Source organism: Nonomuraea sp. IBHARD001, assembly GCF_056106265.1.
Genome location: NZ_JBWBBW010000002.1, coordinates 3,705,237 through 3,731,692, shown reverse-complemented (window position 1 = coordinate 3,731,692; position 26,456 = coordinate 3,705,237). Strand labels below are relative to the sequence as shown.

Here is a 26,456-nt window from a genome sequence, read left to right as displayed (position 1 = left end):
CGCCTGGTAGCCGCGAGAAACAAGAAGCTATCATCGCATTGCGCTCCAACCGTGGACGCTTCGATGGGGAAAGCATAGATGAGGATGCACGTTTTCGAGAGATCCCAGATCCTAGTATCGCTTCTTTAGTTTCACGGAGGCCACGTTGACAGACACACTCGGCCGGGTCCAGGAGATGGCCGCGGCGCTGAAGGCCAGGGCGGAGGAGATCGAGGCCGCCAGGCGCCTGCCCGACGACGTGGTCAAGGACCTCGTCCAGGCGGGCGCCATGCGCATGCTGGTCGCCGAGCGGCACGGCGGGCCCGGCACACCGCTGCCGCAGGCGCTGCGCGTCATCGAGGAGCTGGCCAGGGCCGACGGCTCCACCGGCTGGACGGTCGGCCAGGTCACCCTCGCCCAGCTCATCTTCGCCTCCTTCCCCGAGGCGGCGCTCGCCGAGATCTACGCCGATGGGCCCGACGCCCTGGGCGCGGGCGCGGTGGCGCCCAAGGGCCGGGCGTCGGACGAGGAGGGCAGCTGGCGGGTCAACGGCCAATGGCCCTTCGTCACCGGCATCCCGTACGCCGACTGGGTCTATCTGACCTGCGTCGTGCTGGACGGCCGCGCGGTGCGCACCGGGCCGGACGGCGCGCCCGTGACCCGCATGGTGGTGCTGCCCGCGGGCGAGGCCGAGATCGTCGACACCTGGCACGTGCTGGGGCTGAGCGGCACCGCCAGCCACGACGTGCGGGTCTCGGCCGTGCGCTGCCCGGACGGGCGCACCTCCGCGCTGGAGGGCGAGGCCAACAGGTTCAGGGTCGCGCAGGCCGGGCTGCTGATCTCGGCGGTCAATGTGGGCCTGGCCCAGGGCGCGCTGGACGAGGTGATCGCCCTGGCGACCGGCGGCAAACGACCGGCCTTCAGCAGGCGCGGCCTGGCGCAGTCGGCGCTGTTCCAGGACCGGCTCGGCGAGGCGCAGATGACGTGCGCCGCGGCCAGGGCGCTGCTGCACGAGGAGGCCGGGGCCGTCGCCTCGGGCGTGGTGCCGGGTGCGCTCGGGCGCTCCAGGCTGCGGGCGACCTCGGCCAGGGTCGCCTCGCTGTGCGCGGCCGTCGTCGACACCGCGCACGCCCTGGGCGGCGGCTCCACCGTCTACGACCGCTCACCCCTGCAGCGCAGGCTGCGCGACATGCACACCTCCGCGCAGCACTTCGTCAACGGGCGCGACTACTACGGCGTGCTCGGCGCGCTGCTGGTCGGGGCCGAGGTGGACCCCTCGCTGCCCTGACCCGTGGCCGGCGCGGGCACCTCGCACCGGGCTCTGCCCGCGCCGAAGTAGCGCTCGCGCAGCGTCGCCTGCTCCGGGTCGTAGGCGGTGCGGAACATGCCGCGCCGCTGCAGTTCGGGGACCAGCAGGTCGCAGATGTCGTCGACACCGGCCGAAGGCGGCGAGGGGATGAGGTTGAACCCGTCGACGCCGCAGACCTCGATCCACTCCGTCATGCGGTCGGCGACCTCCTCCTGCGTGCCGTACAGGGTGACGGGCGCGTCGCGTCGCGGGCGGCGGGGGCGCGAGACCAGGTAGCGCACGTCGCCCACCGTCCACATGCGCTCGGGGCCGAGCCTGCGCAGGAAGCCGACGAACGACTTGCTGCCTTCGGCCGCGATCTCCTCGACCGGGGTGTCGTCGGGGTAGGCGGCCAGGTCGACGTCCATCCAGCCGCACCACTTGGCCAGCTGGCCCTCGCCGCTCCACAGCTCGTTGTACAGCCTGGCCTTCTGCTTGGCCTCGGCCTTCGTGGCGCCGACCATGACCATGCCGCCCTGCAGCACCTTGACCGAGGCCGGGTCGCGACCGGCCAGTTCGGTCTGGCGGCGCAGCTCGGCCACCTGCGGCCTGCCCGCCTCGGGGTCCGACATGGTCATGAACACCACCTCGGCGTGCCTGGCGGCGAACGCGGTGCCGCGCGGCGAGGCGCCCGCCTGGTAGAGCACCGGCGTGCGCTGCGGCGAAGGCTCGCACTGGTGCGGCCCCCTGACCTCGAACCACTCGCCCTTGTGGTCGATCTGGTGGATCTTGTCCGGGTCGGCGAACATGTCGGCCGCCGCGTCACGCACGACCGCGCCGTCCTCCCAGCTGTTCTCCCAGAGCGCCCTGGCCACGGCGACGTACTCGTCGGCGCGGTCGTAGCGGGCGTCGTGGTCGAGGTAGTCGCCCAGGCCGTTGGCCGTCGCGGACCGCAGATAGGAGGTGACGACGTTCCATGCCACCCGGCCGCCGGTCAGGTGGTCCAGCGAGCTGAACAGCCGCGCGCACTCGTAGGGCGGGTGGTAGGTCGTGGAGTAGGTGACCGCGAATCCGAGGTGCTCGGTCGCCGCGGCCAGCGCCGGGATCAGCAGCGCCGGGTCGATCGAGGGAATCTGCACCGCATGCCGTACGGCCGGGCGCCAGGAGCCCTGGTAGACGTCGTAGACGCCGTGGATGTCGGCGAAGAAGAGGGCGTCCACGCAGGCCGCCTCCAGCTTGCGCGCGACGTCGGTCCAATGCCGCAGCGACCGGTACCCGGTGGCGCTGCGGTCCTCCGGGTGCCGCCACAACCCCTTGAACTGCGGAGAGGGCGAGCACTGGGTGAAGACGTTGAGGTGCATGCCAGGCCATCCTCACGACGATAGTCTCGTATCTTTCGACGTTATCGTGAGAACCCGAGATATCACACCTCTTGCTTCATCTCGCATCTGGTCAATACGCTGCCAGACGGAAGCGATGGGAGAACCAATGCGGACTCGGATCGACATCGCGTCGTTCGTCAAGCTGACGGAGCTGGCCGACTACATCGTGCCGTTCGCCCTGCGGGTGGTGTGCGACCTGGGCGTCGCCGACCATCTCGTCGAAGGGCCGCGCACCCTGGAGGACCTCGCGCGCGCGACGGGCTCGCATCCCGCGTCGCTGCGCCGGGTGCTGCGGGCGCTGGCCTGCCGAGGCGTCTTCACCGAGGTGAGCGAGGACGAGTTCGCGCTGACGCCGATGGCCGAGCCGCTGCGCGGCGACCATCCGCTGTCGTTGCGCGAGGCCTATCCCCTGCTGCCCGGCGACGTGAAGGCGTGGGCGCACTTCGACCACAGCGTGCGGACCGGCGAGCCGTCCTTCGACCACGCGCTCGGGCAGAACTACTGGGACTACCTGGCCGAGCGGCCCGACGAACTGCGCAAGTTCAACGCCTCGCAGCAGGCGGCCACCCGACTGGAGCTGCGGACCCTGCTGCCCGCCTACCGGTGGGGCGAGCTGGAGACGGTCGTGGACGTGGGCGGCGGCAACGGCGCGTTCCTGTCCGGCCTGCTGGCCAGGTTCCCCGCCCTGCGCGGCACCCTGTTCGACCAGCCCGACATGGCGGCGCAGGCGCACGAGGTGCTGGAGGCGGCCGGGGTCGCCGGGCGCTGCGAGGTGCGCGGCGGCAGCTTCTTCGAGGCCGTGCCGTCCGGCGCCGACGTGTACCTGCTCAAACGCATCCTGTACGGCTGGGACGACGAGCGCGCCGTCCAGCTGCTGCGCACGGTCAGGGCGGCCATGAAGCCCGGCAGCAGGCTGCTCGTCCTCGAGCCGATCCGCAAACCGGGCAACACCTTCGACGTCGGCAAGACCTACGACCTGCTGCTGTTCGCCATGGCGGGCGGCAGGGTGCGGGGCGTGGAGGAGATCGGCGCGCTCTGCGCATCGGCCGGCCTGCGGGTCGAGCGCGTCCTGGACACGATGATGCTGCCCATCGTCGAGGTGGCAACCGAGGAGGCACACCCATGACCGCGACGCTGAGCGGCAATCCGGCCAAGCTGGCCATGGAGATCGTGTTCAAGGCACCGAACGCGGTGTACGACCCGTATCCGTACTACCGCAGGCTCAGGGAGCTGGCCCCGCGCTGCCGGCTGACCTTCGACCAGGGCGTGGCCCTGATGCTGACCTCCTACGACGACTGCCACTTCGCGCTGACCAGCCCGCACATGACGCACGGCGAGCAGCGCCCGCGCCTGGGCGACCACCGGGGCGAGGGCAGGCCGCGCACGATGATGTACATGGACGGCCCTCCGCACGTGCGCCAGCGCGGCCTGGTCGCCAAGGCGCTCACGCCGCGCCGGATCAGGAACCTCAAGGACAGCGTCTCCACCCTGGTCGAGGAGCTGCTCGACGGGCTGCTGGAGCGAGTCGGGCCGGGCGGCGGCGAGGTCGAGCTGGTCGACTCCTTCACCTTCAGGCTGCCCGTCGCCGTCATCGGCAGGCTCGTCGGCGTGCCCGACACCGACTGGGAGATGCTGCGCAGGCTCACCAGGCAGGCGTCGGCCTCGCTGGAGATGCTGGCGCCGCCGGACGTGCTGCGCGCCTCCGACGAGGCGCTGCAGGAGATGGAGGAGTACTTCGGCGACCTGCTGCGCAAGCGTCAGGCCGAGCCGCGCGACGACCTGATGTCGGCGCTGGCCCAGGTCGAGCAGGACGGCGAGCGGCTGAGCGCGAGCGAGATCACCGCGGTGACCGTGCTGCTGTTCGGCGCCGGGTTCCAGACCGCGACCGACGCCATCGGCAACGGCGTGACGGCGCTCGCGGCCAACCCCGGGCAGGAGAAGCTGCTGCGCGAGCGCCCCGACCTGCTGGTCTCGGCGACCGAGGAGCTGCTGCGCTACGAGAACCCACCGCACCTGCTGGGCAGGTTCGTGCACGACGACACGCACTGGCCCGACGGCACCGAGCTGAAGGCGGGCCAGCACCTGCTCATCATGCTCGCGGCGGCCAATCGCGACCCGGCCAGGTTCGACGACCCCGAGACGCTCGACCTGACGCGTTTCGCCGGGCCGGACACACCCGCGCAACCGCTGTCGTTCGCCTGGGGGCCGCATCACTGCCTGGGCATCCACCTGGCCAGGATGGAGCTGCAGCTGGCCTATGCCGGGCTGATGCGCAGGTTCTCCCGTATCGAGGTCCTGGACGAGCGCCTGACCTGGCGCGAGAGCAACTTCCGCGGCCTGCACGAGCTGAACGTACGGCTCACACCGGCATGATCGGCGACCTGCTGCCAACCGGCGTCAGCGTCCGCGACCTCGTGGGCGAGCCGGTCGGCAGCCGGTTGGGGCCCTTCATGGGCGAGCCGGACAGCGGCCCGATATGGCCACTCGTGGGTGAGCCGGTCGGTGGCCGGTTGTGGCCCGAGGAGAGTGCCTGTCTCGGCCGGGCGGCCCCGGCGCGCAGGCGTGAGTTCGCCGCCGTCCGCTCGTGCGCGCGTGAGGCGGGGGCGGCGCTCGGCGTGCGGGTGGGCGCGTTGCCGCGCGGGCCCGAGGGCGGGCCGCTGTGGCCGGACGGCCTGGTGGGCAGCCTCACGCACTGCCGTGGCTACACCGCCGCCGCCGTCGCCTCCGGCCGTCGTTTCCGTGCGCTGGGCATCGACGCCGAGCCCGCCGGGCCGTTGCCGCGCGGGGTGCTCGCCAGGGTCACGGGCGCGCGGGAGCGTGCGCACCTGGCCGCGCTGCCCTGCGGCGTGCCGTGGGACATGGTGCTGTTCAGCGCCAAGGAGAGCGTCTACAAGGCGTGGAGCCCGCTGGCCGGGACCTGGCTGGGTTTCGCCGACGCCGAGGTGCGCCTGGACCCGGCCGGGCGCGCGTTCGTCGCGACGATCGGGGCCGAGGGGCCCGTCACGTCGTTCACTGGCCGCTTCGCCGTACGCGCGGGGCTCGTTCTGACCGCCATCGCCCTGGAGGGGTAGTCATGCGGACCGAGGACCATCGCCTGCTCACGGCAGGCGGGCGCTACCTGGCCGACACCGACCTGCCGGGCGCGGCGCACGTGGCCTTCGTCGGGTCCCCGCACGCCCACGCCCGGGTGAAGGCCGTGCGCGCCGAGGCGGCGCTGGCCATGCCGGGCGTCATCGGCGTGTGGGCCGCGGGCGACGTCGACCTGCCGCCGCTGGCGCCCGACCCGCCGATGCTGGAGCAGGCCATGGGGCAGCCGGTGCTCGCCCGCGTGGCCAGGCACGTGGGTGAGCCGGTGGCCGTGGTGGTCGCCGAGGACAGGACGTCGGCCAGGCGGGCGGCGGCGGCCGTCGTCGTGGACTACGAGCCGCTGCCGGTGCTGACCGACGTGACGAAGGCCGCGGCCGACGAGGTGCTGCTGCACCCGGACGCCGGGACGAACGCCGCCTTCAGGCTCGCCTTCGCCAGGCCCGCCGGACGCGGCGACACCTTCGACGGCTGCGAGGTCGTCGTGTCCCAGGAGATGGACAACCAGCGCCTGGCCCCCTGCCCCCTTGAGGTACGCGCGGGCGCCGCCGTGTGGGACGAGGCGGGCACACTCACCTACTGGGGCTCGACCCAGGGCCCCCACCTGTGGCGTACGGCACTGGCGAAGGCGCTCGGCCTGGAGGAGGGCCTGGTCAGGGTGGTCTCGCACGACGTCGGCGGCGCGTTCGGCGCCAAGGGCCTGCCCTATCCCGAAGACGTCGTGCTGGCCTGGCTCGCCCGTGCGGTGGGACGGCCGCTGCGCTGGTCGGAGAGCCGGACCGAGAGCATGATCGGCCTGGGCCACGGCCGGGCGCAACGCCAGCTCGTCGAGATCGGCGGCGACCGCGAGGGCCGCATCCTGGCCTACCGGCTGACCGTGCTGCAGGACTGCGGCGCCTATCCGAGGATCGGCGCTTTCCTGCCCTACGCCACCAGGACCATGCTGACCGGCGTGTACGGCATCGGCCGGGCCAAGTTCACCTCCACCAGTGTGGTCACCAACACCACGCCGGTCGTGGCCTACAGGGGCGCGGGCCAGCCGGAGGCGACCACGGCGCTCGAGCGTGCCGTCGACCTGTTCGCCGCCGAGATCGGCATGGACCCGGCCGAGGTACGGCGGCGCAACCTGGTGCCCGCCTCCTCCTTCCCGCATCGCACGCTCACCCGCGTGACCTACGACGTCGGCGACTACCACGCCGCCCTCGACCGTGTGCTGGACGCGGCCGGGTACGAACGGCTGCGCGCCGAGCAGCAGGCGCTGCGCGAGGCGGGCGGTCCCCTGCAGCTGGGGATCGGCCTGTCGGTGTTCGTGAAGGTGTCCAATGCCGACACCAGGCCCGAGCACGCCAGGGTCGAGGTGCGGGCCGACGGCTGCGCCGAGGTGCGCTGCGGCACGTTCGCGCACGGTCAGGGGCATGCCACGGCCTACGCCACGCTGGTGGAGCAGCGGCTCGGCATCGCCCGGTCGCGGGTGGAGCTGCGGCAGGGCGACACGGCCGAGCTGGCCGAAGGCGGCGGCACCGGCGGCTCGCGCTCGCTGCAGACCGGCGGCGTCGCGGTGAGCCGGGCGGCCGAAGGCGTGCTGGCCCTGGCCCGCGAGGTGGCCGCCAAGGCGCTCGGCGTGCCCGAGGCCGCCTTCGACCCGGCGACCGGGCTGTTCGGCACCGGCGAGGCCGTACTTGGCTGGGCCGACGTCGTCGAGTTCAACGGCGGGCCGATCGCCGCCGACTGCGCCTACCGTGCCGCCTCCGCCACCTTTCCCTACGGCGCGTACCTGGCGCTGGTCGAGGTGGACGTCGAGACCGGGCGCACACGGCTGCTGCGCATGGTCACCGTCGACGACGCGGGCACCATCCTCGACCCGGTGCTGGCCGAAGGCCAGGTGCACGGCGGCGTGGCGCAGGGCGTGGGCCAGGCGCTGTTCGAGCACATGCGCTACGACGAGGACGGCAGGCCGCTGACCGCGACGCTGGCCGACTACGTGTGCGTGGGCCCCGCCGAGCTGCCCGCCTTCGAGTCGCTGCTCACCCAGACGCCGACGCCGGTCAACGAACTCGGCGCCAAGGGCATCGCCGAGTCGGGCGCCGTCGGCGCTCCCGCGGCCGTGCAGAACGCCGTGGTGGACGCGCTGTCCCCCCTCGGCGTCAGGCACGTCGACCTGCCCGCCACCCCCGAGCGGGTGTGGCAGGCGATCACCGAGGCGGGCTCGGCCTCCGGCGGCACGCCGTCGTAGCCGCACAGGCCCGGGTACGGCAGGCGAACACTCGGCCGGGCTCGACCTCCAGCAGCCCCCGACGCAACCCGGGATACGGCAGGCGATCGCTCAGGCCGGCTTGACCTCCAGCGGCACGCTGTCGTACCCGCGCAGGTTGGGATGCGGCCTGCGCACCGGTGGCGCCTTCGGGCCGATGTGGGCGAAGCGACTCAGGAGCAGGTCGAGGACGAGTTCGCCCTCCAGCCGCGCCAGGGCGACGCCCAGGCAGTGGTGCGCGCCGCCGCCGAAGGCCAGATGCGGGTTGGGCCTGCGGCCGACGTCGAAGGCGGCGGGGTCGGCGAACACGCGCTCGTCGTGGTTGGCCGAGCCGATGAGCAGCAGCAGCGCCCGTCCCGGCCTGATCACCCGGCCGCCGAGCTCGATCGGCTCGCGTACCAGCCTGGCCATCGACTGGATGGGGGCGTCGTGGCGGACGATCTCCTCGACCGCCGTGTGCAGCAGGGCCCGGTCCTCGCGCAGGCGGGCGAACTGGCCGGGGAAGCGGGTCAGGGTGGCCAGGCCCGAGGTGATCATGTACATCGCGGTCTCGAACCCGGCGAAGAACAGGAAGATGGTGTTGTCCACGATCTCGTCGTCGCTGAGACGGTCGCGCAGCCGTGACAGCACGTCGTCGCCCGGCGCGGCCCTTCTGCGGGCCAGCAGGTCGCGCACGTAGCCGTCGAGCCAGGAGGCGGCCCCGTCGTCGGCGATCCCCTCCCCCGACGCCGCCATGGGGATGAACGCCCTGCCGAGCGCCATCGCCCTCGGCCAGACCTGGTCGCGTTCGGAGGCGGGCACGCCGATCAGGTCGCAGCCGACCGCGATCTGCAACGGCAGCGCCAGATCGCCGACGGCGTCGAACTCGCCCCGATCGGCCGCGGCGTCCAGCAGCGGCCCGATCAGCGCGACCAGCCGCTCGCGCAGGCCGCGCACGATCGACGGGTTGACGGCCTTGGCGACCTCCTTGCGGATGCGGGTGTGCTCGGGCGCGTCCAGGCTGGAGACGATGCGCCCGAGCAATCGGTCGGCCGACCCGCCCTCGGCCGCGAACGGCGCGCGGAAGCCCTCGGGGAAGGTGTGCCCGACGCGTTCGTCGCGCAGCAGCGCCGACACCTCGGCATGCCCGGTGACCACCCAGGTCGCGGGCCCGCCCCTGCACACCGCCCCCGAGGCCCGCAGCCGCGCGTAGGTCGGGTAGGGGTCGTCGAGCACCTCGGGGTCGAAGGCGTCGAACCTGGGCGGCAGTATCGGCTCGCCCATCTACACCGGCTCCGCCTCGACCAGGGGGAAGACCCCCGTGGGGATCACCCTGCGCAGCCGCAGCCCCGCCTCGCCGAACATCCGCACCATCTCCTGCCGGGTACGGCAGCGCCCGCGCCCGAGGCCGAGCACGAACAGGTCGTGCAGCTTGCCCACGTCGTAGCGGTTGTCGGAGCGGGCCAGGCCGTCGAGTGTGACGACACGGCTGCCCTCGTGCATGGCTTTGCGCACATTGCGGAGGATGGCGACGGTCTGCTCGTCGTCGAAGTCGTAGAAGACGCGCTTGAGCAGGTAGAGGTCGCCGCCTTCGGGCACCGAGACGAAGAAGTCGCCGCTGACGATCTCGCATCTGTCCATCACGCCTTCGGCCTCCAGCAAGGGCCTGGCGTGCGGGGCGACGTGCGGCAGGTCGAACAGCACGGCGCTCATGTCCGGATTGGCCTTCAGGATGCCGGCCAGCATCTGGCCGGTGCCGCCGCCCAGGTCGACCAGGCGTTTGAAGTCGCCCCACCGGTAGGCGGGCACGACCGCGCGCAGCTCGTGCTCGGTCATGCAGCCGATCTCGGCCTCGAACTGCCGGTGGAAGGTCTCGTCGTGCTCCATGCGCTTCCAGTAGCTCTCGCCGTGCACGTGGGCGAAGGTGTCCTCGCCGGTGCGCACCGCGTGGTCGAACTGGATCCACGCTTCGAGCTCGGGCCGTATGAGCTGGAAGAGCCGTCGCACGCTGTAGGGGTGGTCGGAGCGCAGCACCTGCGACATCTCGGTCAGGGCGAATCTGCCCTGCCTGTCCTCGGCGAACAGCCCCTGGCCCGCCAGCGCGCGCAGGAGCCGGTGCACCGAGTCGGCATGCGTGCCCGTCTGCTGTGCGAGCTCCTGCGCGGTGCGCGGCTCGTCCAGGAGGTCGGGAATGCCGAGGTCGCACACCACCCGCAGTGCGATCGGCGTGATGTAGTCGCCCAGCCTGGTGATCCGGGCGATGGTCTCCACCGGCGGAGCGTCGAGTCCGTCGATCACGTCCTGCACCTCCATCGCGTTTCTTGCTTCTCTGCACACCATAGGGCTTGTATCTTGACTGTAGAAGCCCAAAAGTCGACACTCTCGCGGAGGTTCCCCGTGGCGAGCCTGGCCGAAGACACCGTCCTCGAACCCGTCGGCGATGCCGCCTTCCGCGTCAAGCTGCGCGAGGAGTGGTCGGTGTGGGGCCCCAACGGCGGCTACCTGGCCACCCTCGCCCTGCGCGCCGCCGGAGCCGTCAGGCCCGACGCCAGGCCCGGCAGCATCGCCTGCCAGTTCGCCGGGGTGCCCGCCTTCGAGGAGGTCGACATCACCGTCCAGACCCTGCGCGCCACCCGCCGCGCGAGCGCCCTGCGCGTGAGCATGACCCAGTACGGCAAGGCCGTGCTCGACGCGCACGTCTGGGCCGTCTCGCCCGCCCTTCAAGGCCCCGAACGCCGCTGGATGGCCTCGGCCGCGCTGCCGCCGCCCTTGGAGCTGACCGAGCTCAACGACCTGGTCGCCCGGGACGGCATTCCCGTCCTGCCCATCTGGGAGCACGGCTACGAGGTCAGGCTGACGGAGTGGAAGCAGGGCGAGTGGACGCCGCAGCAGGGCGTGCCCACGGTGCTCGGCTGGATGCGCATGCGCGAGCCGCTGCCCGCCGACGCCGACCCCTGGCTCGCCGCCGGCCGGGTCGCCTTCGCCGCCGACATCGCCCAGTTCCCCGCCGTGGTCCAGGCGTTCGACACCGAGGAGCTGACGTTCATCGCCCCCAGCATGGACCTGTACGTCACCTTCCACGACTCCTCGCACGACGAGTGGCTCCTGCTGGAGGCGGAGGGCACGGGGGCGGGAGCGGGCCTGCTGGGGGCGCGTGCCCGTATCTGGTCTTCCGACGGCCTGCTGCTGGGCACCGGCGCCCAGCAGATGCTGTATCGCGACGTGGGCCGCGGCTGGCGCTGAATCGGCGCCCCTCCAACCAGCGCCCTTCAACCAGCGGGCCCCTGCAACCAGCGGCCCTTCGCTCAGCGCCCCTTCAGCAGCACGGGAAGGCTCCGCAACCCCCGCACGACCGGATTGCGCCGCACCCGGGGCCGTGCGTTCTGCGTGCGGCGCCGTACCCGGCCCTCGCGCTCGGCGGCCTCGGCGGCCTCGGTGACGGCGCAGATCAACCGGCCGGGCCCCGCGCGTTCCAGGTCCGAGGTGACGGCCAGCAGGGTGGTGACGGCGGCGCGTGCCTCCATCCGGGCCAGGGGCGCGCCCAGGCAGAAGTGGATGCCGACGCCGAACCCGAGATGCTCGCGGCCGGGACGCTCCAGCGCGAAGACGGTGGGGTCGGGATGCACGGCGGGGTCGCGGTTGGCCGAGCCCTGCAGCAGCAGGACCCTGGAGTCGGCCGGGATCAGCGTGCCCGCCGCCCGTACCTCGCGCCTGGTGATGCGCCACACCGCCTGCACGGGCGCGTCGTGGCGCAGCGTCTCCTCGACGTAGGACTCGGCCAGGCCAGGATCGGCGCGCAGGGCGGCCTGCAGGGCGGGGTCGGCCAGCAGGGCGGCCAGGCCGTTGCCGATGAGGTTCGTCGTGGTCTCGGTGCCGCCGATGAGCAGCAGCGTGCAGAAGCCCCACAGCTCGTCGTCGCTGAGCGGCTCGGTCCCGGTCACCAGCCTGCTGATGAGGTCGTCGCCCGGCCGCTCCCGCCGATCGCCGATGATCTCCAGGAAGTACGCGCGCAGCTCGACGAAGGCACGGGCCGCCCCGGCCGGGTCGAGGCCGACGCCGCCGACCATGGCGTCGGCCCAGCGCTTGAAGTCCTCACGCCGTTCGTCGGGTATGCCCATCAGCCTGGCGATGACGATCACGGGCAGCGGGTAGGCGACATGCTCGACATAGTCGGCGACGTCGCCCTCGCGTGCCGCCATCAGCCCGGCGGTGAGCTCGGCGGTGATCTGCTCCACCTCGGCCCGTAGCACGCCGACGGCGCCTGGCGTGAACCGCCTGTTGAGGATCTTGCGCAGTGCGGTGTGCTCGGGCGGGTCGGAGCCCAGCAGGAAGCGCACCCCGTCGGGCGTGCCGCCGCGCGGGGCCGACGAGTAGCTGTCGACGTCCCTGAAGGCGGCGTGCACCTCGGCATGCCTGCTGAGCACGTAGGCGTCGAGCACGTCGGAGAAGTGCGCCGGATCGTGCTCGCGCAGCAGGGCGTAGAACGGGTAGGGATCGGCGTTGACCACCGGGTCGAACGGATTGAAAGCCTCCACCTGCGCCTCTCTCTCAGCCGGGCACGGCCTCGACGACGGCCAGCGTGGCGGTCTGCCGCACCAGGGTGAGCCGCAGGCCCGCCGCGCCGAACAGTTCGTCGAGCTGCTCCCGGGTCCGGTGGCCGGTCCCGGCCATGACCAGCGTCTGGACGTCGAACAGCTTGGCCACGTCGAAGGCGTCGCCCGGCGGCGGCACCGCCTCAAGGGCGAGCAGCCTGCTGTCGGGCCGCATCGCCGTACGCACCGTGCGCAGCAGGGCGCCGGCGCGCTCGTCGTCCCAGCCGGGCAGGACGGTCTTGAGCACGTAGGCGTCGGCCCCGGCGGGCACGTGCTCGAAGAAGTCACCCGCGACGACCTCGCACCGGTCGGCGACCCCGGCCGCGGCCAGGATCTCGGGCGCTCCCGCCACCGCGCCGGGCAGGTCAAGCAGCGTGGCGCGCATCGCGGGGAACCTGGCCAGCAGCCCGGCGACGAACGACCCGTTGCCTCCTCCCACGTCGACGACGCGGCCCAGCTCGGCCCAGCCGTACTCGGCCAGCAGCGTGCGCAGGTGCAGCCTGGTCGCCGACGCCTGCAGCTCGTCGACCCGCCTGCCGTCGCGCGGCCTGGCCGCGAAATGGTCCCAGTACGGCTCGCCGTGCACGTGGTCGAAGGCGGCCCGGCCGGTGCGCACGCTGTGGTCGGCGTGCGCCCAGGCGCTCACCTCTGCCGCCAGCAGCGGGTAGGCGGCGCGCAGGGACAGCGGGTGGTCGGCGCGCAACGGCTGGGCCAGCGGCGTCAGGGCGAACACACCGGGATCGCACTCGGCGAAGATCTCACGCGAGGCCAGCGCCCGCAGCACGCGGTGCAGCGAGTCGGCGTGCGCGCCGGTGGCCTCGGCCAGCTCCCCGACCGGCCTGGGCCCGTCCACGAGATGGTCGGCCACCCCCAGGTCGCACACCACGCGCAACGCGAAGGGCACGATGTAGTCGGCCAGTTCGGTCAGCCTGACGAAGGCCTTGATGTCCAGCCTGCTCACAGCTCTGGCTCGGCTCCGGCCGCGACGGTGCCCGCGAGCCAGCCCATCGTCATGGCCGCACCGAGATGCATGCCGTTGGCGATGGCGCCGGGCCCGAACACCGAGGCGGCGGTGTTGCCCGCCGCGTACAGCCCGGGGATCGGCAGGCCGTCCCAGCCGAGCACCCTGGCGCGGGCGTCGATGCGCGGGCCGCCCTTGGTGCCGATGGCCGAGCGGTGCACGGCGACGGCGAAGTACGGCGGGCGCGACAGCTCGCCGAGCGTCGGGTGCGGGGCCTTGTGGTCGCCGTTGTAGCGGTCGTACGCGGCCTCGCCCCGGCCGAAGTCGGGGTCGCGGCCTTCGCCCGCCCCCGCGTTGAACCTGGCCACGGTCCGCTCCAGCGTGGCCGCGTCGACGCCGATCACGTCGGCGAGCTCGGCCAGCGTGTCGGCGACCAGCACGTGCTTGGGCAGCTTCTGGCCCGGGCTGACCCCGGCGAAGGCGTAGGCCTCGCGGTACTGCGCGTCGCAGATCGCCCACACGGGCAGGTGTCTCGGCAGGTGCGTGCCGGGGTCGATCTCGGTCAGCGCCATGGCGGCGTTGTGCGCGGCCTCGTTGACGAAGCGCCTGCCGTGCCTGTCGACCCACAGCGTGTGCGGCATGAACCGCTCGGCCATCAGCATGAGCGGTCGCGGAGTGGCGTCGGGGTCGTCCCAGATGCGGCCTTCGACCGGTGTGGCGGCCACCGCCCAGCACTCGCCGGTGTGGGCCAGCTCGGCTCCGGCGCTCGCGGCCAGGCGCAGGCCGTCGCCCCGGCTGACCGGCGCCGAGAGCGCGTCGCCGAGTTCGCCGCCGACCAGCCGCCGCATGAGGCCCTTGTCGTGCTCGAAGCCTCCGGCGGCCAGGACGACCCCCGAGGCGGCCGTCATCGTCACGCGTTCGCCCTCGCGCTCAGCGACCACGCCCGTCACGCGGCCGTCGGTGAGCAGCAGTTCCACGACACGGCAGCGGCTGACCAGCTCGACGCCCGCCTGCCTGCAACCGGTGACCAGGCCGAGCACCAGGCCGAGGCCGAGGGTGACCTCGTCGGCCGCGATCCGCCTGCCGATGAGCGAGACCGGGATCGTGGTGCCGCCGTGCACGGCGCCGCCGAACAGCTCGTCGTTGGTGAGCACCATGGGGAAGGGCGCGGTCCACACCATGCCGTCGGTCGGCCCGATGTCGCCGATGTCGAGCGGCGCGACCTCCAGGTGCCTGCCGCTCGCCCTGCCGCCGGGCGACTCGGCCAGCGTGTCGGGGTAGGCCATCGGCGCGAACTCGATCGGGCTGTGCCGCTCGACGAACCTGGCCATGGCGGGAGCCGCCCGCAGGTAGGCCTCGACCAGCTCGGGCGCACGGCCGTCGGCGTGCGGCGCGCAGTACTCCAGGGCCTCCTCGAAGCTGTCGGCGATGCCGTGCTCGGCCATCCGGTGGTTGGCGGGCACCCAGACGGCGCCGCCCGACATGCCGGTGGTGCCGCCCCAGCGTTCGTGCGCCTCCAATACCGTCACGCTCGCGCCCGAGCGGGCGGCGGCCAGTGCGGCCGTGAGGCCGGCGCCGCCCGAGCCGACGACGATGACGTCCGCGTGTCCATCAGCTATCGACATCCGAGTCCTTCCGCACCGCCTCGACGATGGGGTACACCGCCGTCTCGCGCACCGAGCTCACCCGCAGTCCGGCCGCGGCGAGCAGATCGGCGAGCTCCTCGTGCGAGCGCACCCGCCCGCCGGTGAACACCATCAGGAACAGGTCGTACATCTCCAGCGGGCCCGGCGTCCTCGCCGGGTCGCGCACCGGTTCGAGCAGCAGCAGCCTGCTGCTCGGCGTCATCGCCGCCGCGACGGCGCGCAGCAGGGCCAGCGCCGTCTCGTCGGGGCAGGTCTGCAGCACCCTCTTGAGCACGTAGGAGCCCTCGGGCAGCGGCACCGACCTGGCGTCGCCCGCCAGGATCGCGGCCCGCCCGCGCACCCCGGCCGAGGCGAACGTCTCGGCCGCGCCCGCGACGGCGGCGGGCAGGTCGACCAGCGCGCCGACCAGGTCCGGATGGGCGGCCAGCAGCCCGGCCAGGAAGGCGCCGCCGCCTCCGCCGACGTCGACCACGGTGCCGAGCTCCTGCCACGGGTAGGCGCGCAGCAGCGCCCGCAGCTCCACCCTGCCGAGGTCGCGCTGGCCCGCGTCGTAGCGCCGCAGGTCCTGCGGATGGGCGGCCAGGTAGGCCCAGAACGACTGCTCGTGCACCCGGGGAAAGGCGGGCTCGCCGGTGCGCATGACGTCGTGGTAGCCGGCCCAGGCGTACAGTTCGGCGGGCATGAGCGAGAGCTGGCCGCGCATCGAGTACGGGTGGTCCTCGCGCAGCAGTTCGGCCAGCGGCGTGAGGCCGAAGACCTCGGGCGAGACCTCGGTGAACAGCCCGTTGCAGGCCAGCGCCCGCATCGCCCGCAGCAGCGCGGCGGGGTCGGCCCCAGCCTTGGCGGCGAGCTCGCCGATCGGCAGTGGCCCACCCGCCAGGTGGTCGGCCAGGCCGAGCTCGGCGGCCGAGCGTATGGTGTGCGGCACGATGTAGTCGGTCAGGTCGATCAGCCGCAGCATCGCCGCGATGTCGACACCGGATCGGCGGCTCACGCCGTACCCCCCTCGGCCTTGACTCCTTCGACGATGACCAGCGTGGGGGTGCGCACGATCCGCGACAGCCTGATGCCCGCGGCGGCGAACAGCTCCTCGAACTCCTGCTCGGTCCGGGCCCTGCCGCCGAAGAGCACGAGTTGCTTGATGTCCATCACCTTGCCGATGTCGTAGGCGTCGCCGGGCAGGGGCACGGCCTCCAGGACGACGATGCGGCTGTGCGCTCCCATCGCGGCGCCGACCACCTCGACGACGCGCCGTGCCCGCTCGTCGTCCCAGTCGTGCAGGATCGTCTTGAGCAGGTAGGCGTCGGCGCCTTCGGGCACGCTCTCGAAGAAGTCGCCCGCCACCGTGCTCGCCCGCTCGCCCACCCCGGCGCGCTCCAGCTCCTCGCGCGCCCTGCCGATCACGTGGGGCAGGTCGAACAGCGTGGCGGTGATGCCGGGATACCTGGCCAGCAGCTCGGCGGTGAAGGCGCCGTTGCCGCTGCCGACGTCGACGAGCGTGCGCAGCGACGCCCAGTCGTAGGCGGGCAACAGGGTACGCACCATGAGCACGTGCAGCGTCTGGACCGACCGGTCGAAGCGCGCGCACTCCTCGGGCAGGTCGACGAAGTAGTCGTAGTAGTCACTGCCGTGCACGTGGACGAAGCCGGACTCGCCGGTGCGGATGCTGTGCGCGGTGTGCGCCCAGGCCTGCACGTCGTCCGGCATCAGAGGGAAGGTGCCCTGCAGGGAGTGCGGGTGGTCGCTGCGCAGGAACTCGGCCATCGGCGTCAGGGCGAACACGCCGGGCTCCACCTCGGCGAAGATCTCCTTGGCCGCCAGCGCCCGCAGCACGCGCTCGACGGCTCCGGCGTGCAGGCCGAGCGCGGCGGCGATCTCGGCGGCGGGGCGCGGCCCCTGGGCGAGCTCGTCGGCGATCCTGAAGTCACCGGCCACGCGCACCGCGAACGGCACCAGGTAGTCGGCCATCTCCGCGAGCCGTCGCATGTCGGTCAGCGGCGCGCTCATTTGATCCTGCCGCCCACGCTCATGTGCAGCGGGCCCCTGATACTGATGTTGGGCTTGTAGACCAGGCTGCCCGGCACCAGCCAGGGGTCGCCCAGGCGCTCGGCGAGCACCTCGATGACCACCCTGGCCTCCAGCCTGGCCAGGTCGGCGCCCATGCAGAAGTGCGGGCCCGCCGCGTACGCCAGGTGGTTGCTCGCGCCCCTGTGCAGGTCGAAGCGGTCGGCGTCGGGGAAGAACGCGCTGTCCCTGTTGGCCGCGGCCAGCAACAACAGGACCGAGAAGCCGGCCGGGATCTCCAGCCCGTCGAGCGCGACGGGCCTGGTCGCGGTACGGCCGGTCAGCTGGGCGGGCGCGTCGTAGCGCAGCGTCTCCTCCACCGCGGCGGCGGCCAGCGAGGGATCGGCGCGTACCTGGGCCAGTTGGTCGGGGTGGCGCAGCAGCGCGAGGAAGGTGTTGGCGATCAGCCCCACCGGGTTCTCGTGCGCGGCGACGGCCAGCAGCACGCAGGTGTCGAGCAGCTCCTGCTCGTTCAGCACGCCGTCGCCGTCGCGCACGTGCACCAGGCGCGAGACCATGTCCTCGCCCGGGTTCCTCCTGCGCTCGGCCACCAGCGGCCTGAAGTAGTCCTCGAAGTCGGTGCGCGCCTGCGCGACGGCCCGGTTGAACTCCGGGTCCGGGAACAGCTGCGGGTCGATGTGGTGGGTCAGCAGCCTGGTCCAGTCGCGGAAGACCTCCACGTCGGCGTGCGGCAGGCCGAACATCTCGCAGATGATGCGCCCGGTGACCTGGTAGCCCATGAGCTGCGGCAGGTCGAACTCGTCGGCGTCGGCCGCCTCCGACAGCAGCTCGTGCGCGATCTGCCTGATCCTCGGCTCCAGCGCGTCGACCACCTTGGAGCTGAACGCCTTGGCCGTCAGCCCGCGCAGCCTGGTGTGCTCGGGCGGGTCGAGGGAGAAGAACGAGGGCGAGTCCGGCCGCAGGCTGCTCATCGACCGCTCCCGCAACACCTTGGAGCAGTCGGCGTAGGTGCCGACCACGACCGTCTGCACGGCGGGCATCACACACGGGGTGGCCTCGCGCAGCTTGGCCAGGATCGGATAGGGGTCGGGTCGTGCCGAGGGGTCGAACAACTTTCCGAGCCCGATCTGCACCTGGATGCTCATCTGCCCACCCGTCCATATCCTCGTATCTGGCAAAACCAAGATAGCGGATACACCTTGTCAGGCCAATGCTCGCCTCTACATACTTGTTTCTATGCAAGCCGCCGGTTCCGCGCTGCTTCCCCGCTACGACGCGGTCGACCCCGGGGTGGTCGCCGATCCCTATGCGGAGTTCGCACGACTACGGTCCGCTGGTCCGCTGTGCCGCATCGGCGCGGGGACCTACGGTGTCGTCAGGCATGCCGAGGTCGCCGCCCTCCAGAAGGACGCCAGGCTCAGCCACTCCTTCCCCAAGGAGTTCTACCGGCTGTCGGTCGGCGACGGGGCGACGGCCGAATGGCTGCCCAGGCTCATGGCGGGAGCAGACCCGCCCGAGCACACCAGGCTGCGCAGGCTGGTCGCCGTGGCGTTCAGGCCGCATGTCATCCGCAACCTGCGTCCGCGCATCGAGCAGCTCGTCGACGGCTACATGGAGCGCGCCCTGGAGTGCGGCGAGTTCGACGCCGTGCGCGACCTGGCCTTCCCGCTCACCACGACGCTGCTGTGCGAGATGATCGGCATCCCGTCCGAGCGCTGGCCCGACATGCCGCAGGCCACCGATCTCGGCCTGGCCTTCACCGGGCGCATCCTGTCGGGCGAGGGCGCTTCGGCGGCCGACGAGACGCTGGAGTGGATGCGCTCGCTGATCAGGGAGCTGATCGAGGTCAGGCGCAAGGAGCCGGCCGAGGACCTGCTGTCGGACATGCTGGCCGCCGAGTCCGACGGCGACAGGCTGACCTACGAGGAGATCGTCGACAACACGCTGATGACGTTCGGCGCCGGGTTCGAGACGTCGATCGGGATGATCGCCACCGGCTACGACGCGTTGCTCGACCATCCGGACCAGCTGGCCAGGCTGCGTGCCGATCCCTGGCTGGTGCCGCTGGCGGTGGAGGAGTTCCTGCGCTACGACGCGCCCATCCAGGCGGGGGTGCGCAGGGTGCTGGAGCCGATCGAGATCGGCGGCCGGGTGCTGCGGCCCGGCCGGGTGCTGGTGCTGCTCATCGGCGCGGCCAACCACGACGAGCGCGTGTTCGCCGACCCCACCGCGCTCGACGTCGGGCGCACGCCCAATCCGCACGTGAGCTTCGGCGGCGGCTGGCACCTGTGCCTGGGGGCGGCGCTGTCCAGGCTGGAGGGGCGGATCGTGTTCGGCAGGCTGCTGGAGCGCTTCTCCTCGATCGAGCGCCGCGCGCCTTCGGTGCGCAGGCCGAGCCCGAACTTCCGCACGCTCGACAACGTGCCGCTGCTGGTGCGCCCGTGACCCGTACCAAGGTCGACGCGATGGCGCTGGGGCTGGCCGCCGACCCCTATCCCGCCTACGCCGAGCTGCGGGCGGCGGGTGCGCTGGTGGCGGCCGGGCCCGGCACGTTCGCGGTGCCCGGTCATCGGGAGGTGGCCGAGCTGCTGTGCGATCCCCGCCTCTCGCACCGCTTTCCCGACTCCTTCCGCGCGTTCGCCGTGGGCGGCGGCGCCACGTGCGAGCTGCTGCAGCGCATCGTCTCCAGTCAGGAGCCGCCCGCGCACGCGCCCGCGCGCGAGTGGCTGTCGGGTGTGCTGGGCGAGCTGGCCTCGCCCCGGTGGTGGAAGCAGGCCGGGGCCGTGGCCGACGAGCGCGTCGCCGCCCTGGTCGCGCGCGGCCGGTTCGACGCGGTGGGCGACCTGGCCGAACCCCTCGCCTGCGAGCTGGTCTGCGAGCTGCTCGGGCTCGGCGAGGCCGCCGCCCGCCGGGTCGCGGCCGTCGCGCCCGTGCTCGGCCGGGCGCTGACCGCGTTGCGGCTGTCGGAGCGCGACGTGCTCGACGCCGACGCGGCCGTCGCCGAGGCGCGTGTGCTGCTGGGCGCCTCGGTGGAGGCGATGCCTGGCCCGCGTCCGGAGCACGCGCTCGACAATCTCGTCTTCGTCTGCTTCACCGCGATCGAGATGATCCGCAGCTCGCTCGCGACCTGCTTGGCCGTACTCGTCGCTCATCCCGGTGAGCTCGGCTCGCTGCGTGCGGGGCGGGTCGCGATGGAGGGCGCCGTGGCCGAGCTCTTGCGCTACGACTCCCCCACGCAGGGCACGGCCAGGCTGGTCACCGAGCCGCTGCGGGTGGCGGGCCGTACCGTACGGCAGGGGCGGATCCTGTTCCTGTTGCTGGGCTCGGCCAATCACGACGAGCGGGTCTTCGCCGATCCGGGGCGGCTCGACCTCGGGCGCGGCCACAATCCGCATCTGAGTTTCGGCGCGGGGCCCTACCGGTGCGTCGGGGCGAGTATGGCGGTTCGCCTGAGCGCCATGGTGATCGGGAGCATGCTGGAACGCACCGTCCGGCTGAGCGCCGCGGCGGCGCCCGAGCGGCACGATCCGGCCACCTTCTGCCGTTCGCATGCGAAGGTTCCGCTTCTCGCCACTGCGGTATAGCGGTAGAGCCGGCACCACACCGACCACAGGAGGTTCACATGTCAGGCCAACTCGGCTATTTCGCTCTGCCGAGCGACGACCCCGAGGCCAGCATGGCGTTCTACGGCGGGCTGTTCGGCTGGCAGTTCGAAGAGGCGAGCGAGCACGGCGGGCACCACATCAGCAACACCGACAACCCCTTCGGCTGCATCGGCGGCGCCCGCGAAGGCGTGCCCACGCTCTACTTCACCGTCGACGACATCCAGGAGGCCGTGAAGCGGGTGCGCGAGCTCGGCGGCGAGGCCGGGGAGCCGACGCTGCGGGCCTCCGGCTGGGACGCGCTGTGCCGCGACAGCCAGGGCCTGGTCTTCAACCTCTGGCAGACCACGTGAGCACACGAGCCAGGATGAACATGCCGGCGATGTTACGGCTGATGGAGCTGGCCGACTACGTGATCCCGTTCGCGGTGCGGGCCATGGCCGAGCACCGCGTCGCCGACCACCTCGCCGACGGACCGAAGACGGCGGGCGAGCTCGCCGCGCTGACCGGACTGCACCGCGACACCCTGCAGCGCCTGCTCAGGGCCCTGACCTGCAAGGAGATCTTCGCCGAGCCCGAGCCCGGCCTGTTCGCGCTCAGCCCGATGGCCGAGCTGCTGCTGTCGGGCCATCCGCACTCGGTGCGCGAGGCCGCCCTGCTGGAGCCGGCCGAGGTGCAGGCGTGGGCGAAGGTCGAGCACACGCTGCGCACCGGCGAGGCCGCCTTCGAGCACGTGCACGGGCGCAGCCACCACGAGGGCGTGGGGCAGCTGCCCGCGGCCAACAAGCTGCTCGCGCACACGCTGCTGCCCGTCTACCCGTGGGGCGAGATCACGCACCTGGTCGACGTGGGCTGCGGCACCGGCACGTTCGCCGCGGCCCTGCTGGGCGCCTACCCCGGCATGCGGGCGACACTGCTGGAGCGCCCCGGCGTGGCCGGGACGGCCGAGGCGACCGTGCGCGAGGCCGGGCTCGGCGGCAGGACGACGGTGGTGGCGGGCGACTTCCTGGAGGAGGTGCCCGAAGGCGCCGACGCCTACCTGCTCATGGCCGTGCTCAGGGAGTGGGAGGACGACGACGCGGCCCGCATCCTGGGCAACGTGCGCGCGGCGATGCGCCCCGACTCGCGGGTGCTGGTGCTGGAGGCGCTGCCCGACCCCGACGGCTGCCGCAACCTGGGCCGCATCGACGTCGAGCAGCTCGTCCTGCACGGCTCGCCCGCCAGGGACTACGACGCCTTCTCCCGCCTGCTCGCCGCCTCGGGGCTGCACCCGGTCCACCTCGTGCGCACCCCCACGCTCACCGTGATCGACGCACGCCAGGAGGCCTGGACATGAGCGACCTGGAGGCGGTGCTCAGGCTGACCGAGCTGGCCGACTACACCGTGCCCACGACGATCAGGGCGCTGGCCGAGCTCAAAATTGCCGACCAGCTCGCGGACGGGCCCAGGCCGGTGGAGGAGCTGGCCGAGGCCGCCGGGCTGCACGCCCCCTCGCTGCTGCGGGCGATGCGCGGGCTCGCCGGGCTCGGCGTCTTCGAGGAGGTCTCGCCCGGGCGCTTCGGCAACAGCGACATGTCCGACCTCATGCGCACCGACCGGCCGCACTCCCTGCAGGGCTGCCTGCCGCTCATGCAGGCCGACCTGCAGGCCTGGGCGGCGCTGGAGCACACGCTGGCGACGGGCGAGCCGGCCTTTCCCCAGGTGCACGGCGAGAGCTACTACGACTACCTCGCCCGCAGGCCGCGCGAGAGCGCCAGGTTCGACTCCTCGCAGCAGGGCGCCACCCAGCTCGAACTGCGGGCGGCGCTGCGGGGTTACGACTGGGGGTCGCTGGGCACGCTGGTCGACGTGGGCGGCGGCAACGGCACCTTCCTCGCCGGGCTGCTGCAACGCCATCCCGGCCTGCGCGGCGTGCTGTTCGACCTGCCGTTCGTGGTCGAGCTGTCGGAGCCGGTGCTGGCCGAGCACGGCGTCGCCGAGCGGTGCACGGTGAGCGGCGGCAGCTTCTTCGACGGCGTGCCCGCCGGCCATGACGCCTACCTGCTCAAACGCACGTTGTACAACTGGGACGCCGACTCAGCCGTGCGGATCCTGCGCTCGGTGCGCAAGGCCATGCGGCCGGACAGCCGTCTGCTGATCTTCGAGCCGACCAGCCGTCCCGGCGACCGTTTCGACGTCGCCCGACTGACCGACGTCATCATGCTGGTCTTCACCGGCGGCGCGCTGCGCACCATCGAGCAGCTCGAGGAGTTGCTGGAGGCCGCCGACCTCCGGCTGGTCCGCCTGGTGCCGACGCCCATGTTCCCGATCCTGGAGATTTCGACATGACCACCGCCTCCACTGAATACGACGTCGTCGTCGCCGGTTCCGGCGCGGCCGGGCTCACCGCGGCGCTGGCCGCCGCCGCCGAGGGCGCGAGTGTGCTGGTGCTGGAGGCCGCCGGTCGCTGGGGCGGCACCAGCGGCATCTCGGGCGGTGCGATCTGGGTGCCGGGCAACCACCGGATCGGCGAGGACGACAACGCGGACGACGCCCTGGCCTACTGCGCCAGGCACGCGCCCGGACGCGACCCCGGCCTGGTCGAGTCGTTCGTGCGGTCGGCGCCGCTCGCGGCCCGCTTCCTGGAGGACAACAGCCCGATCACGCTGACCGCGATGCAGTACCCCGACACGTTCGCCGAGACCGAAGGCGGCAGGCAGGCCGGACGCCACCTGGAGGTCGCGCCGATCAAGGTGGGCGAGCTCGGCCCGTGGGACCGGCTGGTGTGGCCGATGCCGTACCCCTCGGTGCTGACCAACGACGAGGTGTTCGGCGGCGGTGTGCACGGCGGCGGCACGCTGCCGTACGAGCTGCTCCAGCGGCGGATGGCGGCCGACGAGGTCACGATGGGGCTCGGGCTGATCGTCGGCCTGCTGCACGGCTGCCGCGCCAAGGGCGTCGAGCTGGTCGGCGACGCGAGGGTCGCCGAGCTGCTGCGTGACGACGCGGGCGCGGTGAGCGGCGTGGTGGCCGAGATCGGCGGCGAGCGCGTGTCCATCGCCGCCAGGCGTGGCGTGGTGCTCGCCAACGGCGGGTTCGAGGCGACGCCGGGCCTGGCCGCCCGCCAGCTCGGCACGCCCGCGCCGCACTCGCTCGCGCCTCCCGTCAACCGGGGCGACGCGCTGCGCATGGCGCTGGCCGCGGGCGCCGAGCCCGCGCACCTGGGCGAGAGCTGGTGCTGGCCGGCGTTCCTGGTGCCGGGCGAGACGTGGGAGCACGACCCCGAGCTGCCCAGGCCCAGGATGGTGGTCAGCGAGCGCAGCATGCCGCACGTCCTGTGGGTCAACCAGTACGGCAGGCGCTTCGTCAACGAGGCCGCGCACAACTGCTGCCTGGCGCTGGCCGAGGTCGACCCTGCCACCCACCAGCCGCGCAACGGGCCCGCGTGGGCGATCGGCGACGCGCAGTTCCGCGAGCGCTACTCGGCTGCGGGCGTGGCCCCGGGCGAGGACGCACCCGGGTGGCTGACCACGGCGGGCAGCCTCGCCGAGCTGGCCGACCTGCTCGGCGTCGAGGCCAAGGCGCTGGAGGAGAGCGTGGCCAGGTTCAACGCGGGCGCACGCGAGGGCCGCGACCCCGACTTCGGCAGGGGCGAGAGCGTCTACGACCGCTACACCGGCGACCCCACGGCCCCGCACCCGACGCTCGGCACCGTCGAGGTGCCGCCGTTCTTCGCCCTGCCGCTGCACAGGGGCACGATCGCCACCAAGGGCGGCGCCCGCACCGACGGCTCGGCCAGGGTGCTCGGCTGGGACGGCGAGCCGATCCCCGGCTGCTTCGCCGCGGGCACGGCCGCAGCCGCGCTGTTCGGGCCCGGCGCCATCGCCAACGGCATGCACCTGAGCTTCGCGATGACATGGGGCTGGCTGGCGGGCACCGGCGCGGCTGGCCGGGTCTGATGGTCTCGGCCAGGTTCGATCCCCTCGACCCGGCGGTCATCGCCGATCCGTACCCGTTCTATGCCAAGTTCCGCGCGGCCGAGCCGATCTGCCGGGCGGGCATCGGCACGTGGATGGTGCTGCGTCACGCCGACGTCTCGGCTCTGCTCAACGACAGGCGGCTGGGCAACAGGCGGGCGGGCGACGACGGCGGTGCGCCGCTGTTCGGTCAGGGGCCTTCGGGCGCGTTGTCGCAGCGCATCATCGCCGGGCGCGAAGGGCCCGACCATGTGGCCCTGCGCGCCCTGCTCACCCGGTCGCTGGCCGCCGCGCGCTCGCGGGCCTGGCGGCCGAGGGTGGAGGAGCTGGTCGACGAGCTGCTGACGCCCGGCCTGGACGGTGCGCCGTTCGACGTGGTCGCGGACCTGGCCTTCCCGTTGCAGGCGATGGTGGTGTGCGAGCTGCTCGGGCTGCCCGCGAGCGAGCGCGAGCGGATCTGGCCGACGGCCGTCACGCTGGGACGCGCCTTCATCCCCTACCGGCTGCCCACGCCCGAGGTGTCGGCCGCGGCCGACGTCGCCGTCGCGTATCTGCGCGAGTGCGTGAGCGGCTGGTTCGACGAACGGGCCCGCTCACCGCGTGACGACCTCATCTCGCATCTGGCATCGGGGCTCGGCGGGCCCGAGGGGCTCGATCGGGACGACCTGGTGGACAATCTGGTCTTCCTGCTGTTCGCCGGGTTCGAGCCGACGATGAACATGGTCGCCAACGGCTTCGCCGCCCTGCTCGCGCATCCGGCCGAGCAGGCCAGGCTGGCCGCCGACCCGTCGCTGGGCGGCACGGCGGTGGAGGAGTTCCTGCGCTACGACGCGCCGACCCAGTACACGATGCGGCTGGTCCGCGAGCCGATCGAGCTCGGCGGGCGCACCCTGCGGCCGGGGCGGCTGCTGCTGTTGGTGCTCGGCTCGGCCAACCGCGACGAACGGCGTTTCGCCGATCCCGACCGCCTCGACGTCGGCCGTCGTCCCAATCCGCATCTCAGTTTCGGCGGCGGCGGGCACCACTGCACGGGCTGGGCGCTGGCCAGGGCCGAGGGCGAGGCGGTCGTGTCGCGTGTGCTGGCCCGCTGCGCCGCCGTCGAGAGCGACGGCCCCGCCGTACGCCTGGCGCATCCGAACTTCCGGGCGCACGAGTCCTTACCCGTACGGCTGCGCCCCGCCTGAGCAGGAGGAACCTCCACGTGCCACGACTCGACGGAAGTACCCACATCAATCTGACCGTGACCGACCTGGAGCGCAGCACCGCGTGGTACGCGAAGGTGTTCGGCTTCGTGGTCGTCAACGACGTGCAGCCCCCCGACTACGACTTCCGCTTCCGCACGCTGGTGCATCCCCAGTCGTTCGCCTCCGTGGTGCTCGGCCTGCCGCTGACGGCCGAGCCAGGCGCGGTGTTCGACGAGCACAGGGTCGGCCTGCACCACCTCGGCTACCACGTGCCCGACCGGGCCGACCTCGACGCGTGGGTCGAGCACCTGGACGGCGTCGGCGTCGAGCACTCCGGCGTGACGGAGTCCAACCACGAGGCCGGGGCCCAGGTGTGGCTGCGCGACCCGGACAACATCTGGCTGGAGGTCTACTGGGTCAACCGCTCCTTCTTCGCCGATCGCCTGCGCCAGCGCTGGCGGGAGGCGCGCAGGGCCGGGGTGTCGGACTGGACCTCCTTCGTCGCCTCGCCTCCCGTCGAGCGGTAG

General features: G+C 72.6%; 23 protein-coding genes. 14 read left to right on the top strand and 9 right to left on the bottom strand.

Translation table 11 applies throughout. The annotated features are described in order from the left end of the window. Nucleotides 1-145: 145 nt before the first annotated feature. Nucleotides 146-1,267 (top strand): acyl-CoA dehydrogenase family protein, encoded by a 1,122-nt coding sequence (locus ACTWNK_RS19070; RefSeq protein ID WP_474305559.1) that lies wholly within the window; start codon nucleotides 146-148, stop codon nucleotides 1,265-1,267. Here ACTWNK_RS19070 and ACTWNK_RS19065 read toward each other — a convergent pair. Continuing rightward, nucleotides 1,210-2,628, bottom strand: a complete 1,419-nt coding sequence (locus ACTWNK_RS19065; RefSeq protein WP_474305557.1) for an LLM class flavin-dependent oxidoreductase — start codon at nucleotides 2,626-2,628, stop codon at nucleotides 1,210-1,212. The two genes, ACTWNK_RS19070 and ACTWNK_RS19065, sit on opposite strands and share 58 nt — an antisense overlap. Before the next feature lie 127 nt (nucleotides 2,629-2,755). On the opposite strand from ACTWNK_RS19065, the gene ACTWNK_RS19060 reads away from it, so the two are divergent. From ACTWNK_RS19060 to ACTWNK_RS19045, 4 genes are read left to right on the top strand one after another with little or no spacing between them, the layout of a single operon-like run. Then, the gene (locus tag ACTWNK_RS19060; RefSeq protein ID WP_474305555.1) at nucleotides 2,756-3,775 is read left to right on the top strand and encodes a methyltransferase; all 1,020 of its coding nucleotides are present in this window, start codon (nucleotides 2,756-2,758) and stop codon (nucleotides 3,773-3,775) included. Further along, nucleotides 3,772-5,022, top strand: a complete 1,251-nt coding sequence (locus tag ACTWNK_RS19055; protein ID WP_474305553.1) for a cytochrome P450 — start codon at nucleotides 3,772-3,774, stop codon at nucleotides 5,020-5,022. Before ACTWNK_RS19060 ends, ACTWNK_RS19055 begins: the two co-directional genes overlap by 4 nt. After that, nucleotides 5,019-5,720, top strand: a complete 702-nt coding sequence (locus tag ACTWNK_RS19050; protein WP_474305551.1) for a 4'-phosphopantetheinyl transferase family protein — start codon at nucleotides 5,019-5,021, stop codon at nucleotides 5,718-5,720. Before ACTWNK_RS19055 ends, ACTWNK_RS19050 begins: the two co-directional genes overlap by 4 nt. Before the next feature lie 2 nt (nucleotides 5,721-5,722). After that, nucleotides 5,723-7,966: a xanthine dehydrogenase family protein molybdopterin-binding subunit gene (locus tag ACTWNK_RS19045; protein ID WP_474305549.1), complete on the top strand. Its 2,244-nt coding sequence runs from the start codon at nucleotides 5,723-5,725 to the stop codon at nucleotides 7,964-7,966. 90 nt (nucleotides 7,967-8,056) lie between these two features. On the opposite strand, the gene ACTWNK_RS19040 is transcribed toward ACTWNK_RS19045, so the two are convergent. Both ACTWNK_RS19040 and ACTWNK_RS19035 read right to left on the bottom strand, forming a co-directional pair. Next, nucleotides 8,057-9,247 carry a cytochrome P450 gene (locus ACTWNK_RS19040; protein WP_474305547.1) on the bottom strand — a complete coding sequence of 397 codons (1,191 nt, stop codon included), beginning with the start codon at nucleotides 9,245-9,247 and terminating at the stop codon, nucleotides 8,057-8,059. Beyond that, a complete protein-coding gene (locus ACTWNK_RS19035) occupies nucleotides 9,248-10,261 on the bottom strand; it encodes a methyltransferase (protein ID WP_474305545.1) in 1,014 nt (337 codons plus the stop codon). 99 nt (nucleotides 10,262-10,360) lie between these two features. On the opposite strand from ACTWNK_RS19035, the gene ACTWNK_RS19030 reads away from it, so the two are divergent. Further along, a complete protein-coding gene (locus ACTWNK_RS19030; protein WP_474305543.1) occupies nucleotides 10,361-11,206 on the top strand; it encodes a thioesterase family protein in 846 nt (281 codons plus the stop codon). A gap of 62 nt (nucleotides 11,207-11,268) precedes the next feature. Here ACTWNK_RS19030 and ACTWNK_RS19025 read toward each other — a convergent pair whose 3' ends face one another. The 6 genes from ACTWNK_RS19025 to ACTWNK_RS19000 are packed head-to-tail and all read right to left on the bottom strand — an operon-like array spanning nucleotide 11,269 to nucleotide 18,332. Continuing rightward, on the bottom strand, nucleotides 11,269-12,498 hold the full coding sequence (locus ACTWNK_RS19025; RefSeq protein WP_474305541.1) for a cytochrome P450: 1,230 nt from the start codon (nucleotides 12,496-12,498) through the stop codon (nucleotides 11,269-11,271). 13 nt (nucleotides 12,499-12,511) lie between these two features. After that, nucleotides 12,512-13,516 (bottom strand): methyltransferase, encoded by a 1,005-nt coding sequence (locus ACTWNK_RS19020; RefSeq protein ID WP_474305539.1) that lies wholly within the window; start codon nucleotides 13,514-13,516, stop codon nucleotides 12,512-12,514. Next, nucleotides 13,513-15,141: an FAD-dependent oxidoreductase gene (locus ACTWNK_RS19015; protein ID WP_474305537.1), complete on the bottom strand. Its 1,629-nt coding sequence runs from the start codon at nucleotides 15,139-15,141 to the stop codon at nucleotides 13,513-13,515. Before ACTWNK_RS19015 ends, ACTWNK_RS19020 begins: the two co-directional genes overlap by 4 nt. After that, on the bottom strand, nucleotides 15,128-16,156 hold the full coding sequence (locus ACTWNK_RS19010) for a methyltransferase (protein ID WP_474305535.1): 1,029 nt from the start codon (nucleotides 16,154-16,156) through the stop codon (nucleotides 15,128-15,130). The genes ACTWNK_RS19015 and ACTWNK_RS19010 overlap by 14 nt, the downstream gene beginning before the upstream one ends. Continuing rightward, nucleotides 16,153-17,169 (bottom strand): methyltransferase, encoded by a 1,017-nt coding sequence (locus tag ACTWNK_RS19005; protein WP_474305533.1) that lies wholly within the window; start codon nucleotides 17,167-17,169, stop codon nucleotides 16,153-16,155. The genes ACTWNK_RS19010 and ACTWNK_RS19005 overlap by 4 nt, the downstream gene beginning before the upstream one ends. Further along, nucleotides 17,166-18,332, bottom strand: a complete 1,167-nt coding sequence (locus ACTWNK_RS19000) for a cytochrome P450 (protein ID WP_474305531.1) — start codon at nucleotides 18,330-18,332, stop codon at nucleotides 17,166-17,168. Before ACTWNK_RS19000 ends, ACTWNK_RS19005 begins: the two co-directional genes overlap by 4 nt. Nucleotides 18,333-18,423: 91 nt before the next feature. On the opposite strand from ACTWNK_RS19000, the gene ACTWNK_RS18995 reads away from it, so the two are divergent. The 8 genes from ACTWNK_RS18995 to ACTWNK_RS18960 are packed head-to-tail and all read left to right on the top strand — an operon-like array spanning nucleotide 18,424 to nucleotide 26,456. Next, nucleotides 18,424-19,632, top strand: coding sequence for a cytochrome P450 (locus tag ACTWNK_RS18995; protein ID WP_474305529.1), 1,209 nt, complete (start codon nucleotides 18,424-18,426; stop codon nucleotides 19,630-19,632). Continuing rightward, on the top strand, nucleotides 19,629-20,771 hold the full coding sequence (locus ACTWNK_RS18990) for a cytochrome P450 (protein ID WP_474305527.1): 1,143 nt from the start codon (nucleotides 19,629-19,631) through the stop codon (nucleotides 20,769-20,771). Before ACTWNK_RS18995 ends, ACTWNK_RS18990 begins: the two co-directional genes overlap by 4 nt. Nucleotides 20,772-20,809: 38 nt before the next feature. Continuing rightward, entirely contained in the window at nucleotides 20,810-21,142 is a 333-nt protein-coding gene (locus ACTWNK_RS18985) for a VOC family protein (RefSeq protein ID WP_474305525.1), read from the top strand. Nucleotides 21,143-21,162: 20 nt separating this feature from the next. Then, nucleotides 21,163-22,125: a methyltransferase gene (locus ACTWNK_RS18980; RefSeq protein WP_474305523.1), complete on the top strand. Its 963-nt coding sequence runs from the start codon at nucleotides 21,163-21,165 to the stop codon at nucleotides 22,123-22,125. Continuing rightward, nucleotides 22,122-23,117 carry a methyltransferase gene (locus tag ACTWNK_RS18975; protein ID WP_474305521.1) on the top strand — a complete coding sequence of 332 codons (996 nt, stop codon included), beginning with the start codon at nucleotides 22,122-22,124 and terminating at the stop codon, nucleotides 23,115-23,117. The genes ACTWNK_RS18980 and ACTWNK_RS18975 overlap by 4 nt, the downstream gene beginning before the upstream one ends. Then, nucleotides 23,114-24,727: an FAD-dependent oxidoreductase gene (locus ACTWNK_RS18970; RefSeq protein ID WP_474305519.1), complete on the top strand. Its 1,614-nt coding sequence runs from the start codon at nucleotides 23,114-23,116 to the stop codon at nucleotides 24,725-24,727. Before ACTWNK_RS18975 ends, ACTWNK_RS18970 begins: the two co-directional genes overlap by 4 nt. Beyond that, nucleotides 24,685-25,929: a cytochrome P450 gene (locus ACTWNK_RS18965; RefSeq protein WP_474305517.1), complete on the top strand. Its 1,245-nt coding sequence runs from the start codon at nucleotides 24,685-24,687 to the stop codon at nucleotides 25,927-25,929. The genes ACTWNK_RS18970 and ACTWNK_RS18965 overlap by 43 nt, the downstream gene beginning before the upstream one ends. 17 nt (nucleotides 25,930-25,946) lie before the next feature. Beyond that, on the top strand, nucleotides 25,947-26,456 hold the full coding sequence (locus ACTWNK_RS18960; RefSeq protein ID WP_474305515.1) for a VOC family protein: 510 nt from the start codon (nucleotides 25,947-25,949) through the stop codon (nucleotides 26,454-26,456).